The organism is Candidatus Liberimonas magnetica (genome assembly GCA_020523885.1).
Classification (GTDB): domain Bacteria; phylum Elusimicrobiota; class Endomicrobiia; order Endomicrobiales; family JAFGIL01; genus Liberimonas; species Liberimonas magnetica.
The window spans coordinates 13,565-31,238 of record JAJAPY010000022.1; the positions used below are offsets into that span (position 1 = coordinate 13,565).

At 37.7% G+C, this 17,674-nt stretch carries 14 protein-coding genes and 1 tRNA gene; 8 read left to right on the forward strand and 7 right to left on the reverse strand.

What is annotated here, in order from left to right; genetic code table 11:
• The 4 genes from LHV68_12480 to LHV68_12495 form a co-directional block, all read right to left on the reverse strand.
• The gene (locus LHV68_12480; GenBank protein MCB4792685.1) at window positions 1-1,893 is read right to left on the reverse strand and encodes a hypothetical protein; all 1,893 of its coding nucleotides are present in this window, start codon (window positions 1,891-1,893) and stop codon (window positions 1-3) included.
• A gap of 227 nt (window positions 1,894-2,120) precedes the next feature.
• On the reverse strand, window positions 2,121-2,876 hold the full coding sequence (locus tag LHV68_12485; protein ID MCB4792686.1) for an FHA domain-containing protein: 756 nt from the start codon (window positions 2,874-2,876) through the stop codon (window positions 2,121-2,123).
• Between the two features lie 14 nt (window positions 2,877-2,890).
• Window positions 2,891-3,670: a Stp1/IreP family PP2C-type Ser/Thr phosphatase gene (locus LHV68_12490; GenBank protein MCB4792687.1), complete on the reverse strand. Its 780-nt coding sequence runs from the start codon at window positions 3,668-3,670 to the stop codon at window positions 2,891-2,893.
• A gap of 12 nt (window positions 3,671-3,682) precedes the next feature.
• A complete protein-coding gene (locus LHV68_12495; protein ID MCB4792688.1) occupies window positions 3,683-6,253 on the reverse strand; it encodes a serine/threonine-protein kinase in 2,571 nt (856 codons plus the stop codon).
• Between the two features lie 337 nt (window positions 6,254-6,590).
• Here LHV68_12495 and LHV68_12500 point away from each other — a divergent pair, with 337 nt between their 5' ends.
• The 4 genes from LHV68_12500 to LHV68_12515 all read left to right on the forward strand — a co-directional run bounded on the left by LHV68_12500 (window position 6,591) and on the right by LHV68_12515 (window position 10,852).
• Window positions 6,591-9,332, forward strand: a complete 2,742-nt coding sequence (locus tag LHV68_12500; GenBank protein ID MCB4792689.1) for a valine--tRNA ligase — start codon at window positions 6,591-6,593, stop codon at window positions 9,330-9,332.
• A gap of 111 nt (window positions 9,333-9,443) precedes the next feature.
• Entirely contained in the window at window positions 9,444-10,142 is a 699-nt protein-coding gene (rph, locus tag LHV68_12505) for a ribonuclease PH (protein MCB4792690.1), read from the forward strand.
• 1 nt (window position 10,143) lies between these two features.
• Window positions 10,144-10,743 carry an XTP/dITP diphosphatase gene (locus LHV68_12510; GenBank protein ID MCB4792691.1) on the forward strand — a complete coding sequence of 200 codons (600 nt, stop codon included), beginning with the start codon at window positions 10,144-10,146 and terminating at the stop codon, window positions 10,741-10,743.
• Window positions 10,744-10,779: 36 nt separating this feature from the next.
• Window positions 10,780-10,852: transfer RNA gene (locus tag LHV68_12515), tRNA-Pro, on the forward strand.
• A gap of 40 nt (window positions 10,853-10,892) precedes the next feature.
• Here LHV68_12515 and rfaD read toward each other — a convergent pair.
• Window positions 10,893-11,858 (reverse strand): ADP-glyceromanno-heptose 6-epimerase, encoded by a 966-nt coding sequence (rfaD, locus tag LHV68_12520; GenBank protein MCB4792692.1) that lies wholly within the window; start codon window positions 11,856-11,858, stop codon window positions 10,893-10,895.
• Between the two features lie 38 nt (window positions 11,859-11,896).
• A complete protein-coding gene (locus tag LHV68_12525) occupies window positions 11,897-13,000 on the reverse strand; it encodes a glycosyltransferase (protein MCB4792693.1) in 1,104 nt (367 codons plus the stop codon).
• Between the two features lie 3 nt (window positions 13,001-13,003).
• Here LHV68_12525 and LHV68_12530 point away from each other — a divergent pair, with 3 nt between their 5' ends.
• Window positions 13,004-14,059, forward strand: a complete 1,056-nt coding sequence (locus LHV68_12530) for a radical SAM protein (GenBank protein ID MCB4792694.1) — start codon at window positions 13,004-13,006, stop codon at window positions 14,057-14,059.
• On the opposite strand, the gene LHV68_12535 is transcribed toward LHV68_12530, so the two are convergent.
• Entirely contained in the window at window positions 13,982-14,818 is an 837-nt protein-coding gene (locus LHV68_12535; GenBank protein MCB4792695.1) for a class I SAM-dependent methyltransferase, read from the reverse strand. The genes LHV68_12530 and LHV68_12535 overlap by 78 nt on opposite strands.
• Before the next feature lie 180 nt (window positions 14,819-14,998).
• Between LHV68_12535 and LHV68_12540 the strand changes: the two genes are divergently transcribed.
• From LHV68_12540 to LHV68_12550, 3 genes are all read left to right on the forward strand, one after another.
• Window positions 14,999-15,142, forward strand: coding sequence for a hypothetical protein (locus LHV68_12540; protein MCB4792696.1), 144 nt, complete (start codon window positions 14,999-15,001; stop codon window positions 15,140-15,142).
• Window positions 15,143-15,198: 56 nt separating this feature from the next.
• Window positions 15,199-15,423 carry a hypothetical protein gene (locus tag LHV68_12545; protein ID MCB4792697.1) on the forward strand — a complete coding sequence of 75 codons (225 nt, stop codon included), beginning with the start codon at window positions 15,199-15,201 and terminating at the stop codon, window positions 15,421-15,423.
• 325 nt (window positions 15,424-15,748) lie between these two features.
• Window positions 15,749-17,461, forward strand: coding sequence for a toll/interleukin-1 receptor domain-containing protein (locus LHV68_12550; protein MCB4792698.1), 1,713 nt, complete (start codon window positions 15,749-15,751; stop codon window positions 17,459-17,461).
• The last annotated feature ends 213 nt before the right edge of the window (window positions 17,462-17,674 follow it).

Below are 17,674 nucleotides of genomic sequence, written 5' to 3' on the forward strand. Positions count from 1 at the left end.
CTAAGTTTGTAGTTTTTTTAAGTCCACAAGCCCGCTTTTTGCCATTTCACGTATTTTTTGGGTTATGGCACGCCTTGCTTTCTGGACTTCATCTATAGGTATTTCACCTGATTCTTCAAAAGCCTTCACTTCGTCCGTTATCATCAATTTCATTCTTTGAGGCAGATTATTCAGGAATTTTTCTTTTAAGTCTTCGCTCGAATCTATTAAGGCCCTGGTCATAACTTCTCTTTCGAAGCTTCTTAATATTTCAGCAAGGTTTTTGTCGGGTATCTTTGATATCTCATCAAAAGTAATGTAGACTTTGCGCAATTCTTCGGCAAGTTTTATGTCGTGTAGAGCGATAGATGCCAAGATCTCCTGTTCTTTTTCGGGTGTTGTATTTTCAAGGAAATTCCCGAGAGTATCTACACCATCGGTAGCGACGTATCTTATTCTTTCCACTTCTATCGCTTTTTTGGAAAGTTTATCTGCGATATCTCTGTAGGAGGTTGCCGGTATCTTTTTCAATTTTCCTATTTCGACCGGTATTTTTGACTGGTGTTCTATGGGCAACTCCTTAAAAACAGCGTTAGCTTTTTCAGGGGAGACTTGAGCAAGAGCGATAGCCATTATGCCGACCGGCTCGTCTTTTATTACATGGTATACTTGCTCTGCAGACATATTCTTTAAAAACTCGAACATGTCTTCGCCGGAAGCTTTTTGCGATTGGATCGATTGTTCTTTCTGAAATTCTTCTCTGAATCTTTTTAATGTCTCGATAATAGATTCTTTGTCAACAGAAGTCATTTGATTCATTGCAAATTTTACTTTTGAAGAGATTTCGCTTCCTAAATATTCCTGTAATATATCAATTAGGCTCGGATCGGTCGCTTTCAAGAAACCCGTGATCTGAAATATGCCATTGTCCTGTTCGGTAGCGGCCCATTTTTTAAATATCTCACTTGCAAGTTTCGGGTTCCCGACAAGAGTGGTTACCATTAATTGCCTGAGTTCATAAAATATGTCTTTGTTCTCATCCTGCAATTGTATTGACTGTCCTTTTTGGTCAGGGGTGGATGATTCTAAAACTGGTTTGGCTGCCGGCTGTGTTATTCCAGGCGGTATTGGTTGGTTCTGCCCCAGGCCGGACATCCCGGGAACGGGTGGAAGATATCCGTACGGATACCTTTCATGCTGGCCTCTAGCGCGTATAATGCTTAACCCCAATAAAATTATTATTACGAAAACCAACACAGCTATAAAAATTCCGCCAATATATAGATAAGGGTAAACTTCTTTTGGAAAGATCTTATTTTGCTGGTCCTGTTGTGCTTGCTGCTGAGCTTTATCCTTTTCTTTTTCTTTAAAAACATCAAAAGCATTTGAAGGAGGCGGGAACGGTATTGCTTTTACATTGATCATATCGCCCCGAGATTCATCCAAGCCAATCCGTGTTTCGGTTACGGTTCTTACGAAATTTACATCATTATTAGAAAATATTTTTTCGTCTAATAGTATTGAAATTTCCATATATTTTATCTTAAATTTATCGGAGAATGTCCATTTTTCCATTGCAAGGTTATCTGTTTCCTGGTTGTTTACTGAAGAAGGGGGTATCGGAAGACCGGGTAACTCCAGTTCTTCCTTTTCGCTCTTGTTCTGGGCAGGTGCAGAAGTATCCTGAACAGGTATTCTTTCTAAAAAAGCTTTTATTCCAACAACAAAAGAGTCCTTTTTATAATAACTGCTTAATACTTGCTCAAGCTGTGTTTGCAATCTTTCAGAAATGGCTGATTCTCTGCGAGTTAATTCTAGATCACGCTCTTGGACTGGTGCAGATAGCTGAGCGTTAGAGGTTGGTGTTAAAGTTATTAATATTAGAGATAATAGAGAAATTAGATATGTTCGCATTCTTAAAATTCCGGTTATCAAAACCTCCTTGGTTCTACAAATAACTATTATATTTTAAACTATTTTATATGATTTGTCAATAAGAATTTGAAAAAATTGAGCCCCGCCCCTTCATCCATCCCGCATTAATAGGGTGGTCTTAAAAACTGCGGGATAAATCGTGCAGCAAGAAGCTTGATTGTTTATCCCGTGAATTAAAGGCAAGAGTATACGTTGGGTTCAATATACTATTTTACGTCTTTTAATTGAAACAAAAATTTGATTCCGCCCACTTCAATTAAATCGCCGTCTTTGAGTTCAGCTTGCCCTGAAAGTGTATTACTGTTTAGTTTTGGATACCCGTCTTTAACTGCGGTTATCAAATAACCTTCAGGCCTTTTGCTTATCAAGGCTGCGATATCAGGTGCAAACATCCCTTTTATTTTAATAGCCGCTGTAGAGGATTTTCCAATATAGGTCAAAAGATTTGTCAGGGAATATTCATTCTGTTCTGCTTTACCCTCAATGACTCTAAGAATGCCGGTCTTTCCGTCGGGCTTGGCAGAGGGCTTTGACGCAGCACTGGAAGCTGGCGGAGCGGCCGGAGCTGCAGGCTGTGCGGCAGCGGCTTTATTGGCTTCCTGCTGTAAGATTTTTTGCTGCAGGTCCGGCGTCATAATAACTGTAGCTTCGGAATCAACTACTCTCGGCTGTTCTTCCGGATTAATAAATACAAGCGTATGCTGCCCTATCAATATCTGGTCATTGTTCTTAAGTGCTGAGTTTAATATTTTTTTGTCATTTAGAAAAGTTCCGTTTGTGCTTTGAGTATCTTCGATAACGTACATGTTTCCCTGCATGGTTATACGCGCATGATGGCCTGAAACAGCCATATTGTCGATGACGACATCGTTGTCCGGTTTCCGGCCGATGGTCATAGGAGTTTTTTCGATCGGTATTTCTTTTATTACCGCTGCATGGAACTTTAGCAGAAATTTTGGCATGGTTATAACCTCATTTAATTGGTCTTAGCAACTGATTTTAATAACCTGTTAAAAAAATTCTCTTGTTTATTATACACAACTACTACGGTACAATTGTCTTTACCTCCATTTTCATTCGCCAGATCAACCAATTTATCGCAAATCGCCTGAGGGTCTTTTATCGTCATCACTACTTCAAGTATTTTTGCATCGCTTACCGCTCTTGTCAAGCCGTCCGTGCAAAGGATTAAATAATCGTCTTTTAATGAAGGTTTTTCTATAACGTCTGCCTCAACTTTTTCAGCTATTCCCAAAGCCCGGGTGAGTATGTTCTTATATTCGGAAAATTCGGCCTGTTCGGGTTTTATCAAACCTTTGCTTATTTGTTCCTGTACCAGAGAATGGTCTGTAGTTAACTGTTGAATGTTCTTATGCCTGACCAGATATATCCTGGAATCTCCGACCCAGCCGAGCGTATACATTTTATCATGCGATAATACCGCTACCACCGTAGTTCCCATTCCCTGATTTTGTTTATAATTTTGGCTTGCTTCATAGATGGCTTGATTGGCAAGCTGTAAACTTGAAAGCAAGTGTTTTGAGTATCCGGTTTGATCGGTTTTTTTGCGCATTAATTGGTTTAAATTATTTTTTATAAGGTCCGTAGCGATCTTGCTTGCGACTTCTCCTGAGTTATGCCCGCCCATACCGTCAGCTACAACAAAAAGGCCTATAGCAGGGTCTACAGTAAAATTATCTTCGTTATTCTTGCGAACTTTTCCAAGGTCTGTTTTGCTTCCGAATTCTAATGTCATTTTTCCTCTTTATTATGATTGTGTGCTCTTAATAGTTATCAAACATTCTCTCAAGTCAGCAGCTATTTCACCGCCTCTTTGATAGCGCACATCCGGGTTTTTTTCAAGCATTTTATCTATAACCTTCACGATACAATCCGGTAGATTGGGGTCCTTTTCTTTTGGGTTCGGATGCTTTTCATTAGCTATCTGGAAAAGCAAAGCCGCGATGCTGTCACCTTCAAAAGGTTTTGAACCGGTCAAGAGTTCATATAGTACAACCCCTAAAGAAAACAGGTCGCTTCTTCCGTCAACCTTTTTGCCTGCCAATTGTTCGGGAGACATATAACTCGGGGTCCCTAGGACCGTGCCTGTCTGGGTTTTAGATGAAGATGTTATTCTTGCTATCCCGAAATCAGCTATCCTTATGGTCCCGTCTTTTAAAAGCATTATATTGCCCGGCTTAATATCTCTGTGAATTATTCCCTGCTGGTGCGCATAATCCAGGGCGTCAGCACATTTTATTACGTAATCTATCACGGTCTGCCTGGGTAAAAGAGTGTTTTTTTCCGTATATTTTTTAAGGTCAACTCCGTCAAGAAGTTCCATTGCGATATAGGAAATCTCGTTGTCTTCGCCCGCATCAAAGATCTTAATAATATTAGGATGGTTCAGGTTTCCTGCCGACTCTGCTTCACGGAAAAATCTTTCTTTTACGGATTTCATCGCTCCTTCTTCGACATCCTCTTCAAAATGCAGTGTTTTTATAGCCACAAGCCTGTTTATCTTTGGGTCTTTGCCGAGATATACGATTCCCATAGCTCCTTTGCCAAGCTCTTTGACTATTTCATATCTTCCAAGCGTAGGGGTTGCATTTGCCGCACCTTCCATTATAACTGTGCCTTCACTGCTGGATTTTTTGCCGCCTACGCTTCCAAATACCGCGCCGTCTGCTGCGGCCTTAAGCTGTTTTATACGTTCATTTATCCCTTTATAATTTTGGTCTACAGTCATTATATGCTCATAAACTGAAGCAGCTTTGTTAAATTGGCGTTTCCGTTCAAAATCAAGAGCCAGGTTGTACAAAAGTTCTTTCATCTGCTCATCCATCGGGCATTTTCTGAATTTCTCAAAAGCCATATCGAGCATCCCCTGCCCCTGGAACGAAAGCCCAAGCATTTTGTTTGTTTCAATTGCACTGGCCTCTACAAGCTCTTTTTTCTTCTCTGTGATAAAAAATCGTTTGGATGTTATTACGATATAGCCGAAGACAAGCAGGAACGTCGGGTAAAAGACTTTGACCCAGTAACCGTATGCGACAAAATAATAGGTCCCTGCGCCTATTAAGCCAAAAAATAATATCAATGAAACAAGAGCACCAAATAATGCTTTTAAACGCGACAATAAAATAGATATGAACAAGCCTATTATTATGATACTTGCAAGCTCAGCTTTTTTTGCCCAATTCGGGCGAATTATAAAATTTTGATGCAGTATATCCTGTATGGAATTAGCTGTTAACTCAATACCCGGGAAGTTGTGGCCGAGAGGCGTAACATTCAAGTCGGCGATACCTGTAGCCATATGCCCTATAAGAACGATTTTGTTCTTAAGAGATTTCGGGTCAACCTTTTCGTTTATAATATCGTAAAAAGAAAAGTATGGGAAAGTCCCTGCGGGCCCGTAATAACTAATAAGCATCCTGCCTTCAGTGTCTATCGGAATGACCGCTTTGCCTATTGTTATTGAATCCCCTAGTTTTATTTTTATGAGTTCAATGGGTATATTTAGGAACTGCCTGACAATCTGAACGGCAAAGGAAGGATAGTATTCGCTCTGGAACTGGATGACAGGGATTTCAGCCCTTACGACCCCGTCAACATCGGGGATAGTGTTTACATGCCCGATACCGGATGATTGTTCAGTAAATATTTTTAACGGTATAACAGGTTTGTTACCTTCACTTAAGCGGTATTTTCCTGCATCGCCGGGGTTCTCTACCTGTTTGATAGTGCTTGAGCTTAGTACTTGTTCTTCTCCGCCCAAAGAAGGCCCAATAGAAAAAAACATGGGAAGTATAACATTTTTATTTGCTTTTAATGTGTCGGAAAGCTTTGAGTCATTGTCTAACCGGATTTCAGCGTCGCTGAGTTCTTTTATTGTCCTATCTTTAAGTTCCTGAAATGCTGGGGCGGTTTTTTTCAGAGTTTTATTGGATAAAATGGGTAAAGACACTTCATCAATGGATTTTGAAAGTATATCTTTGAGGTTTTTGATTTCCAATAACCCCTGGTTTCTTTCGGGTTCTGTAAAAAGAATATTTAGTCCTATGACTTTTGCCTCATCCTTTGAGATCGTTTCTATAGCTTTTGCGATTAAAGTCCTGGGCCACGGCCATCTTCCGATCTTAGCGATGGAGTCATCATCAATTGCAACTATGGCTATTTCATTTATAGGCTGGCTCGGCTGGCGGAGTTTTGACCTGAAGTCGTAAGTTTTAAGTTCTATGGATTCAAAAAAACCAATTTGAAAAAAGAATGAGATTAATACTAATATAGAAAGAATTAACCCTACGGTAATATCAGAAAGAATGATTTTTTTCAAAAAACCTCCAAGAAAACTTCGACGCTCTTAGTGAAAAAATCCCAAAATAACTTCAAGCAGAGTTGCTTAAACGAATCATTTTAGGCACAATTAGAAATCAACTTCAAAAATTATACAAAAATTATAATTTTTAAGTCAAGTTAGCTCACCACCTTTGATTACATGGATTAAAATAAAAATTACAGAAATTACATATAAGAGGTTTTGCTTTTTATCTGTGTAATCGCCGTTAAAAACAGCTGTAATCAGTTTAGAATTTTAAATTTTAAACGTTAAGTTGTTTGAAATTTATTTTTTGATTTGCTATGATAACCACGAATTAAAAAAAGGAAAAACAATGGTATCTGAAATATCAAAGGTATACGAACCCAAACAAATCGAAGACAAGTGGTATAAATACTGGATCGAGCACAGGCTGTTCAACGCCAAAAAGGAAGAAGGGAAAAAACCTTTCACTATAGTAATCCCTCCGCCAAATGTTACCGGATCGCTTCATATGGGGCATGCGCTAAATAATACTCTACAGGATATTGCAATTCGTTTTAAAAGTATGCAAGGTTTTAATACGTTGTGGGTGCCCGGGACTGACCACGGAGGGATAGCTACACAGAATGTCGTTGAAAAACAGCTTATTTCAAACGGGAAAACACGTCATGATCTGGGCAGAGAAAAATTTATTGAGAGGATGTGGCAGTGGAGAAAAGAAACGGGCGATAATATACTAAAACAGCTTGAAAAGCTGGGCTGTTCGCTTGACCTGGAACGGACCCGTTTTACTCTGGATGAGGTTTGTTCCCGGTCTGTTATGATAGCGTTCGTAGGGCTTTACAAGCGGGGCCTTATATATAGAGGAAAAAGGCTTGTTAACTGGTGCCCGAGGTGCAACACTGCTTTGGCAGACATAGAAGTCGAGCATGAAGAAGAACTCGGGAAGCTCTGGCACATACAGTATCCGTTGATAGAAGAAAAAGAAGTTAAATATATAGTTGTAGCGACCACCCGGCCGGAAACTATGCTCGGGGACACAGCCGTAGCTGTACACCCTGAAGATAAAAGGTACAAAAAACTTATCGGAAAAAAGATTAAACTGCCTTTGATAGGCCGTGAAATACCGATAATTTCCGATGAAGCTGTTGACCCGACTTTTGGAACAGGAGCGGTCAAGGTCACTCCTGCACATGACCCTACGGATTTTGATATAGGAGCAAGGCACAAACTGTCTCAGATAGTTGTAATAGACTACAAAGGAAAAATGACTGTTGATGCAGGTCCTTATGCAGGGCTTGACAGATACGCCGCAAGAAAAAAGGTTCTTGAGGACCTTGAAACAAAAAAACTTCTCCTTGAAACTACGAACCATCCTCATTCTATCGGGCATTGCTACAGGTGCAACACGGTAATCGAACCCCTTGTTTCGGAACAATGGTTTTTAAAAGTCGAAGATATTTCAAAGCGCGCTATGGAGGTTGTGGAAGAGGGGAAAATAAAATTTTATCCGAAGTCCTGGGAAAAACCTTATTTATCGTGGCTTGAAAACCTCAGGGATTGGTGTATCAGCAGGCAAATATGGTGGGGGCACAGAATACCGGTTTATTATTGCAAGAGTAATGAGCAAGAGGCAGGAGATAAAATTGAAGGTAAGGAAAACAAAAAGGCGGAGTCTTGTCCGCCGATAGTTTCTTATGAAGTACCTACCGCGTGCCCGAAATGCGGCGGGACAAAGATCGAGCAGGACCCTGACGTGCTGGATACCTGGTTTTCTTCAGCTCTCTGGCCGTTCAGCGTTTTCGGATGGCCTAAAACCGAAAATGAATTTTTTACTTCAGACCTGCATTATTTTTATCCGACATCTGTGCTTGTCACGGGCCACGAGATACTTTATCTGTGGGTGGCAAGAATGGTGCAGATGGGGCTTGAATTTATGGGAGACGTCCCTTTCAGGGAAGTTTTCATCCACGGAATAGTAAGGGACAAATTCGGTAAGAAGATGTCAAAATCCCTGGGAAATGTGATAGACCCCCTTGTCGTTATAGATAAATACGGGGCCGATGCCTTAAGGTTTTCTTTGACGCAGTCGGCTGCTCCGGGAAAGGACATGCAGTTGTCGGATGATTCGTTTGTCGGGGCGCGTAATTTTACCAACAAACTTTGGAATGCAAGCCGTTTTGTTTTTATGAACATGAAAAATATGTCCTGGGAACGTGAATTCATCATGGCGGTATGGCCGTTGGAACTCGCTGACCAGTGGATATTGTCTGAATACAGGATATTGGTAAAACAGGCGACAGATGCTTATAATGCTTACGATATGGATACTGCAGCCAGGCTTATTTATGATTTTTTCTGGTCAAAGTACTGTGATTGGTATATTGAAATATCTAAGATAAGGTTAAACGGAGAAGATGAAAATAAGAAAAGAGCCGTTTTATCCGTTCTTTCAGAGATACTGTCAGGGGTATTGAAGCTTGCTCATCCGATAATGCCGTTTATTACCGAAGAATTATGGCAAGCGCTTACGGATATTACGGGGAAAGTCGAACAAAACATCCCGAGTATATTGAAGTCCGCATGGCCGGAAGCCAACCAGGATAAAATAGACCAAAATGCTATAAAAAATATAGAGTTGATCCAGGGGATAGTTACATCCGTAAGGACCGTAAGAAGCGAGATGAATGTGCCTCCCGGAAAAGGTATTGAAGTATTAATAAGTGTAAGTTCTTGCAATAATAAGGATGTACTAACTGCGCACATTGATTATTTAAAGATACTGATGAAAGCAGAGAATATTATCATCGGAGAAGGCCTGAGCCGTCCGGAACAGTCAGCAGTTGCAGTTACCGGGGAAACCGAGATATTCATCCCTCTTAAAGACTTGATAGATCCCGAAAAAGAGAAACAAAGACTAACCAAAGAACTCGGCATAGCGGTTGCAGATGAAGAATTCTGCAAAAAAAGGATGGAAAACATGGAATTCGTAGCAAGAGCCCCGCAAAAAGAAATAGAAAAGATACAAAACCGTTTGAACGAAGACAAAGCAAAGATAGAGAAACTGAACGAGAACCTGAAAAAACTGGAATAAGCAATAGCGTTCAGCGTAGAGCGTATAGCGAATAGTAAAGTCAAAATAAATTATGTTTTGGTTTTTCTATGCGCTAAACGCTACCCGCTCTACGCTCATTAAGGAGCTAACATGGGTTTACGGCCAATAAAAGTGGTAAAGAATTATTTATCTCATGCGGAAGGGTCATGCCTGTTTTCCATGGGAGAGACAACAGTGCTGTGTGTAGCCACGATAGAAAACAAGGTTCCTCCGTTCATAGAGAATGAATCTCTAAATTCAGGTTGGGTTACAGCGGAATACTCACTGCTTCCGCGAGCAGGAAAAACCAGGACGCCCAGAAACAGAGGTTCCGGCAGCGGGCGCAGCCATGAGATATCAAGGCTTATAGGGCGCTCTTTAAGAGGAGTTGTAGACCTGGAACAGCTTGGAAAGCGGACTATTATAATCGACTGCGATGTTATTAAAGCAGACGGCGGTACCCGTACTGCTTCAGTAAACGGCGGTTATATAGCTCTGTATCTTGCAGTAAAAACTTTGTACGATAGTACGGACATAAAGAACTGGCCCATAAAAGATTCTGTCGGAGCGGTAAGCATTGGGATCGTAGACGGCAAAATAGTGCTTGACCTATGTGCGAAAGAAGACAATAATGCAGAAGTTGACCTGAACCTTGTGATGACGGGGGCCGGAGAGATCATTGAAATTCAAGGGACCGGTGAGAAAAAGACATTTTCAAGGCCTCAATTGAACAAGATGATAGACCTGGCAAGCGGCGGGATAAAAAAAATAATAGAGATAGAAAAAAAGGTCTTGGGAGATAAACGGTAAAATGAGAGAAATAGTGCTTTCAACCCGGAACAAACACAAGATAAAAGAGATATGTCAGATTTTAGAAGATACAAAAATAAAAATAGTGTCATTAAATAATTTTAAAAGGCTTCCAAGAATAATCGAGGACGGAAAGACATTAAAAGAAAACGCAGTAAAAAAGGCTGTAATTATCGCAAAACGGCTTGAAAAGTGGACCTTAGCGGACGATTCAGGGCTGGAGGTCGATCATCTGGACGGCGAACCAGGCGTTTATTCTGCCCGTTGGGCCGGCAAAGACTGTTCTTATTGTGATAATAATAGAAAACTCCTGAAGTTATTGAGAGATGTACCGAAAAACAAAAGAAAAGCCGATTTTAAATGTGTAATCGCTTTATCAAACCCAAAAGGCAAAACCTGGACGGTTGAAGGCAAGATTAAAGGATATATAGCAAAAAAAACTAAAGGGATCAACGGTTTTGGCTATGACCCTTTATTTGTGGTTCCCAGATATAAAAAAACCTTTGCAGAGCTTAGTTCTGTAATTAAGAACAGAATAAGCCATCGTGCAAAGGCTTTAAAAAAAACTGTCAAATTAGTAAATAAGTTGATAGTTAATTGACTTGTTCTCTGAAAGTTAATATAATTTTTATACGTTCGGGGATTGGCTCAGTTGGTAGAGCGTTCGGTTTGGGACCGAAAGGCCGACGGTTCGAGTCCGTCATCCCCGATATTTTGTTCAAGCCTGGTGTCCTGAAAAATCAATGAAAATTAAAGGTGCGATTTATCTTTAAGGTAAGTTGTATAGTCTTTTATTGCTTCTTTTAACGGGGTGAATTCTTTTTTATACCCTGTTTTCCTCAATTTCGATATCTCTGCTTCAGTTATGTATTGATATTTGTCTTTTAAGACCTCCGGCATTTCGATGTAATCGATTTTAAGGTGGATGTTAAGCGCGGAAAAAAGCGCATCGGCTAATTCGTTCCAAGTATGGGCTTTTCCTGTGCCTACATTAAAGATCCCGGCCTTATTTTTATTTTCTACAAAATAATAAACTGCATCGCATACGTCTTTTACATAGATAAAATCCCTTTTTTGCCCGCCGTCTTCATAATCTTTCCTGTAAGATTTAAATAAACCTATTTTTTTATCTCTTAATACATCGTCAAACCTTTTGCAGATAAGGCTCATCATCTCTTTTTTATGGTATTCATTAGGCCCATAAACATTAAAAAATTTAAACCCTACAAATTTTTTCTGAAGCCCATTTTTTAATACCCATAAATCAAAAAGCTGTTTCGAATAACCGTAAATATTCATGGGCTGAAGGGTGGGTGTTATTTTGTCGTCATCTGAAAACCCGAGGCTGCCATCGCCGTAAGTAGCTCCGGATGAAGCATATATGAACCGGGTTTTATTTTTAATAGAAAATTCAGCCAGTTTTCTGGTATATTCATAGTTATTTTTAAGGTAGTAAGCTGCGTCATCTCCAGTAGTGGACGAACACGCTCCCATGTGGATTATAAGCTTGTATTCTTTGAGTTTGTTTTTTTCAATTAACTTCAACAGTTCATCTTTGTCAATATAATCCGTATATTTTTTGCCTACGAGGTTTTTCCATTTAGGCGACTTGTCAAGCTCGTCAACCAACAGTATGTCTTCATGGGCTTCCTTATTCAATTTCCATAAGAGGCAGCTTCCGATAAATCCAGCTCCGCCGGTCAGTATTATTTTCACAAATCTCCTCCGAATTTTACTCTGATTGTAGTAATTTATCAAAAATCATTATTTTTGTCAAACTCGCGAATAATTGAAAGAAAATCTCTGGCTACATTATCCCAGTAGTAATAGGACAAATCAGTCTCAGGGTTATTCTTTTTACGGCTGGTTTCGTATACGTTGCGTATAACGTCGGACGCATGGTTTATTTCCGGCAGCGGAATCAGAGGTTTCCTTTTAAGGGATTCATACTCTTCTCCGTTTAACGGTTTCATGGAATAATTAATAAAATGCGCATTGTTATCGTTTAAAAAATCGCTTTGCCCGCTGTAGTTTATGCACGCTATTTCAAGCCCACAGGCAAGGGCTTCAAGGAAGCATAACCCGAAACTTTCTGCCTTTACCATCGAAAAATAACAGTTTGCCTTTTGGTATAAATCACTCATCTGTTGTTCACTTAAGATTTTTGAAATAACGGAGATTTTTGGTGCATTCTTTCGTTTCTTGAATGAATTTATCAAATCGTTTATATCGCGGTATTCAAATTCCTTGTAATTGGCGCCTGGTATATAGGTTAATTTCAAAATAAGCTGAACCCTATCGTTTTTAGAGAATGTCTTTGTATAGCTTTCAAGAAGTAATTCAATTCCTTCCCTTTTATGCGGTGCGGAACAGCAAAGAAAGGTAAAAACATCATTCTTTTTGCTCTTTTTTTCCGTAAAATAATAAGCCGGATTAAAACCGAACCTTAAAATTTTGACTTTGGCTGCATCTATACCTGAATTGACAAAAACATCCCTTGTAAAAACCGAAGGTACAATAACCATATCCAGGTATTTGTTTATATTTTCTATCCATATTTTAGGAAGCTCGTTAAACTCATAAACAAGAAACCCTATTTTAAGGCATTCTTCAGGCAAGTAATGATAAACCCTTGGATTTTCAAAAGTAAATACAATGCCGCCTTCAAAGTTATTGTTTATCCTTGATTTTATGGTATAATCTAACGGGAAGGAAGTGTCATACAAAAAACCTTTTCTTTCGTAGATATTTAAATCTACGCCAAGCTTTAGAAGGGATAGAATAAGCTCCCTTGAAACCTTTGACCAGCTTGTAATGCTTTTAAGCACTCCAAAATAGGTAATTTTAAGGTTTTTCATATAATGAATAGATTATTAAGCTATAAACCTGTAAGATGTATTTTAGAACTTAGTTACGCCTGCAACCTGAAATGCAAGACCTGCAATATATGGGAAAAACAGAAGTTTGCAGATAAGAAAAATTGCCGTAAAAAATTGAGTTTAGAAAGAATAAAAGAACTTAATAAAGAACTTTCTCAAGCCGGTATTAAACGGGTCACCTTCTTAGGTGGGGAACCTTTCTTAAACAAGGATCTTTTGGATATATCAGCCCATGCCAAATCGTGCGGCCTGTCAACCGCTGTTGTTACAAACGGGGCACTTATTGACACATCTGCGATACAGGATATAGTTTACGAAGCGCCTTTAGATATTATAATATTTTCACTTGACGGCCCGCAAGCTGTGCACGATGGGATACGGGGCGTTCAGGGCACATATAAAAAACTTGAAGAAACGGTATCTGCCATACAGAAACTAAAGAAAAAGAACAAGAAGAGATACCCGAAGATATACATTTACGCAACGGTTTCCGGTTTTAACTATAATTATCTTACTGATATATTCAATTTTGCCCAAAAAAACGATGTAAATGCGCTCAAATTTATAGCTGTTTCAAAAGTTACTGCAGCTGACATGGAAGAGACAAATAAAAATTTTAAACTACCTGCAATAACTTCTCACTCTTATGCAGTAACTGGCGATATAGCGTTAGATAATAAATCTTTAGCTGCTGCACAAAGTCAGCTGGCAATTATAAGTGAAAAAGCCAAAAAGATAGGTTTAAAGTTCCTGGTTGAAGAATACTTGCTAAACTCCAAAGGCACAAAAGCCTGTGTTTTTGCAGGCAAAGATTTTGTAATATCTGCCTACGGAGAAATATACCCATGTCCCATGCTTCCTGATTACTTGATAGGAAACATCAACGAAACTTCTTTAAAAGATATCCTCGAAAGCCATGTATCTCAGGAGAAATTCAAGGAATTAAACGACTTGTCTATTTCAAGAAGAATGTCCGTCTGCAGAAGCTGCTGTGTTGAAAAACTTTCCTACGACCCCGTAAATATCAGCAAGGAATAAATGCTTTATCGGCAGGATGCTATATATAGTATTTAATTTTTTTATAAATACGTCATCTTTAAAGAAATAGTAAGCGTAGTGAGGGTTTTTCTCAAGCCAGATATTGACAGAATAAAACCCGCTCTTTCTAAAAGTTTTTTTTAAAGAAAATGTTGTCTGTTCATTTACATGGAACTTGTCTTTCAAACCTTCATGCAGGGATTTTACCATATCCCAATCCAGTTTTTTCCCGTAACACCTTCCTAAAAGATAATAGATTTTTAGCCCGTATTTTATGAATATTTTGTTAGGGGAGGAATGTAAGATTATCTTTCCATCAGGTTTTAGAATCTTAGATGTCAGATTAAGCACACTTTCCAAATACCTTTGTTCTAAATGCTCAACAATATCAGATAAAAAAATAACATCAAAACTGCTTTCATTAAAATTGATTTGGTTGCAGTCAGATAAAATAAAACTGGCCTTATTTTCTATATTTGGTTTTTTCTTAAGCCAATGGCTATATAATTCTTCCGATATTTTTATAGCGTCTTGAGAGGAATCTATTCCAATTGCAACTGAACCTTTGTCCGCACAATGTAGTACAAGTTCTCCTCTGCCGCATCCAATATCCAAAACCCGCATACCTTCTTTAATTTGGGCCAGGTCAAAGACTTTTTTCAGCCTTGGTGAAAGGAACATGCTTTTTGAGGAAAGATACTGTTTAAAACCTTCGCAGTCATTAAGGAAATATTCTCTGGTATAAATTTCAGTGTTCATTACACGATTGTTATATCAAAATTGAATATGCCAAAGCAAGGAAAATATAGCTTATAATATACATTAAATATAGCTTATAAGCTATAAGTATTGACCGAACCATATGCCACCTCCGGAGTGGCAGTGGTTTTATCCTTTTTGAGTTTGCTATATTAAAATAAAATATAGCAGGCATACATTATGAAAAGAATGATTGAGAGGTTTTTAAAAATAATATGCTATAATATAAAAAAAGAATGCTATTTTTTTAGACAAAAGATACATTTAATCGCAAAAAATGCTGTCATTCCCGAAATTAGTAATCTGGAATCAATAAATAAGTAAATTAAGTAAATCCTGATCGTATACGCATTTCAATTCTATTTGGAGGTTTTTCGAGTATGAACAGTAAAATGCCGAATTTGCAAATATCTAAAAATGAGGCTAAACAGCGACTTGATGACCAGATAAAAAAAGGTCTAAAACTAAGGGGTAGATCTATTCGTTCTAAAGAAGCATATGATAATGCAATAAATGACCATCGTAAGTGGGATAGTTATAATAAAGAGTTATTAAAATTGTTTTTTGATTCTGATGAAATATTGATTAGATGCCGGATGTGCTGATATTGAAATAAAATATCCTAATAGTAAGACAATCCTTGAAAAGGGCATGAAAATAGGATCAAGGAAAGAATTTGAATATGGTAATAATGTTTACATTTTAGACTTGCTTGATACTGGATATGATGAAAAGGCGCAAAGACGTGCCGCAAAAATCTCTATTATTAAAAAAATATAAACTAAGGAAAAATGAGCCCGGCTTCACTAAGTACATAGAATTCTTGAAATCAAACTAGTGGTACTTATGCCACAGTGGCGCAATAAAGCAAAATCGGTTAGAAAAAACGAATGAGTTTTTTGGTTAAATCAATTTAGGAGGAATTGCATATTGGATATTGAAAATAGTTTAAGCAAAAAATATGTAGAAAGTATAATAAAAGATGCTATACCAAATTGTTCTTTTGATTACTATGAAAATCCAATGGAAAGAAATATTGTTTTTAGAGCTATAGTAGGAGAGCATACTTATCCTATTAGTTTTTCTAGATTAGCAATTGAGGGTTTTGAGAATAGTTTTGATAATAAAACTAGCGAACAACATATTAGGCAGAAAAACTATATAAAATATGCTATTTACTGTATTCTGGGAAAAGAAGGGATATTTAGGTCAGATTTTAGAATCTCAAAAACAATACTTGAAGAAATAGAAATATGGAAATCTAGCACTACAACAAAGAGTGTCTCCTTTGCTCCATCTTTTACAGAAAATATACTTTATGGTTTGAATGTATTAAAAGATTATTTGGATAAGAAATATAATAAAACTCAATCTGATATATTCAAAAAGGATATTAAAGAAATAGAAAATATAATTAACTATGCAGGCGAGCACAATGCTTCACTTGCTGACCCCGATGCTACTTATAACTCTTTAGGATTTTTGAAAACCGGTGCTTTTTTAAAAATAATTGAAATTGAAAAACTAAAAGAGAAAGAAACATCAAAAAGAATGAAGAATCAATATGATATTAAAATATATGAAATTGTTTCTGAGATGCAAAAGTATTTTATGGATGTTAAACTTCCCGAGTGTGCATCGGAATACTATGCTGATTTAGACAAATCTACTAATGACATTGTTGATTTGTCGTCTAGGACACAAAAACCATTAATTTTTATAAGTTATGCTACAGAAGAAATAGAATTAGCCGATTTTTTAAAAACAATCATTCAATATTGGGCAAAAGATAAAGTTAATGTGTTTATTGCTATGAGAGATATTCCAGCAGGTGCCGATCCTTTAAAAACAATGATGTTTGATAATCTTAAATTAGCAGATGCTATAATTCCTATTTGTTCTGAGACATCAAAGGGTTCTTTGTGGTTGTGGTGGGAAACATCTTCAGTATGGGGAAGGAATAAGTCAGTATTTCCTTTGTTTACTAACATCTCTGCAGGAGCTTTTGGACCACCTCTAAACCTTGTAAAGCAAGGGAAATTATATTTTAATGAAACAGAATTTAATGAGACATTATCTATACTCCTTAATGAGTTTGAAATAAAGGTAGGAAGTAACGCGTTAATAGGAGGGAATAAGACTACTTTCAATAAATTAAAAAATAAGTTTAGCAATGTTCAGTCTAAAATAAAAGTTAATTTGTCATATAACAAAATATCTGAAGAAAGCAATGGAAATATTCACAGATATTGGTTAAATTACGATATAACAAATAATAATACAAAGTCATACAATGATATTGTTGCTGAATTGATATTTCCAAAAGATTATTTGGAAAATCAACAACTGGAATATCCACATCATTTGAATAATAGCAAACTAGATAATATGAAAGATTACATTTTAATAACTTTTAATTATAACGGAATGCCAGAAGATGGTAAAAAGGTTCATTCAATAGGGAAACTTCCAGGAAAGACACTAAGAATTTTTGGAGAGCGTGGAATAGTTCCACTAAAGTATAAAATGACTACACCATTATGGGATAAAAGGCAAAATTATCGAGTATTTTGGAAAGTATTCATTGATGGTATAATTAGTGATGAGGGAAATAAATCTCTTGATGAACTTCAAGCATTTTAAATTGATTTGTAAAGAACGGTGCCAGGCTTGCCTAATAACCCTTATAGGTTTTTGTATTTTACGTCATAATCTATCACTACTTCGTTAAGTCGAATATCATACGACACTCTTTCGTCTTCGGTGTCTTTGCGAGGAGCGAAGCGACGTGGCAATCTCCAAAACGTCGAGATTGCTTCGCCTCTGGCTCGCAATGACAAACCTCACTTAACGAAG

Bases quoted from the DNA above. Each gene is read 5' to 3' on its own strand.
- LHV68_12545 (MCB4792697.1), top strand. From the start codon at position 15,199: ATGAACAGTAAAATGCCGAATTTGCAAATATCTAAAAATGAGGCTAAA.
- LHV68_12500 (MCB4792689.1), top strand. From the start codon at position 6,591: ATGGTATCTGAAATATCAAAGGTATACGAACCCAAACAAATCGAAGAC.
- rph (MCB4792690.1), top strand. From the start codon at position 9,444: ATGGGTTTACGGCCAATAAAAGTGGTAAAGAATTATTTATCTCATGCG.
- LHV68_12530 (MCB4792694.1), top strand. From the start codon at position 13,004: ATGAATAGATTATTAAGCTATAAACCTGTAAGATGTATTTTAGAACTT.
- LHV68_12535 (MCB4792695.1), bottom strand. From the start codon at position 14,818: ATGAACACTGAAATTTATACCAGAGAATATTTCCTTAATGACTGCGAA.
- LHV68_12525 (MCB4792693.1), bottom strand. From the start codon at position 13,000: ATGAAAAACCTTAAAATTACCTATTTTGGAGTGCTTAAAAGCATTACA.
- LHV68_12510 (MCB4792691.1), top strand. From the start codon at position 10,144: ATGAGAGAAATAGTGCTTTCAACCCGGAACAAACACAAGATAAAAGAG.
- LHV68_12480 (MCB4792685.1), bottom strand. From the start codon at position 1,893: ATGCGAACATATCTAATTTCTCTATTATCTCTAATATTAATAACTTTA.
- LHV68_12490 (MCB4792687.1), bottom strand. From the start codon at position 3,670: ATGACATTAGAATTCGGAAGCAAAACAGACCTTGGAAAAGTTCGCAAG.
- LHV68_12485 (MCB4792686.1), bottom strand. From the start codon at position 2,876: ATGCCAAAATTTCTGCTAAAGTTCCATGCAGCGGTAATAAAAGAAATA.
- LHV68_12540 (MCB4792696.1), top strand. From the start codon at position 14,999: ATGAAAAGAATGATTGAGAGGTTTTTAAAAATAATATGCTATAATATA.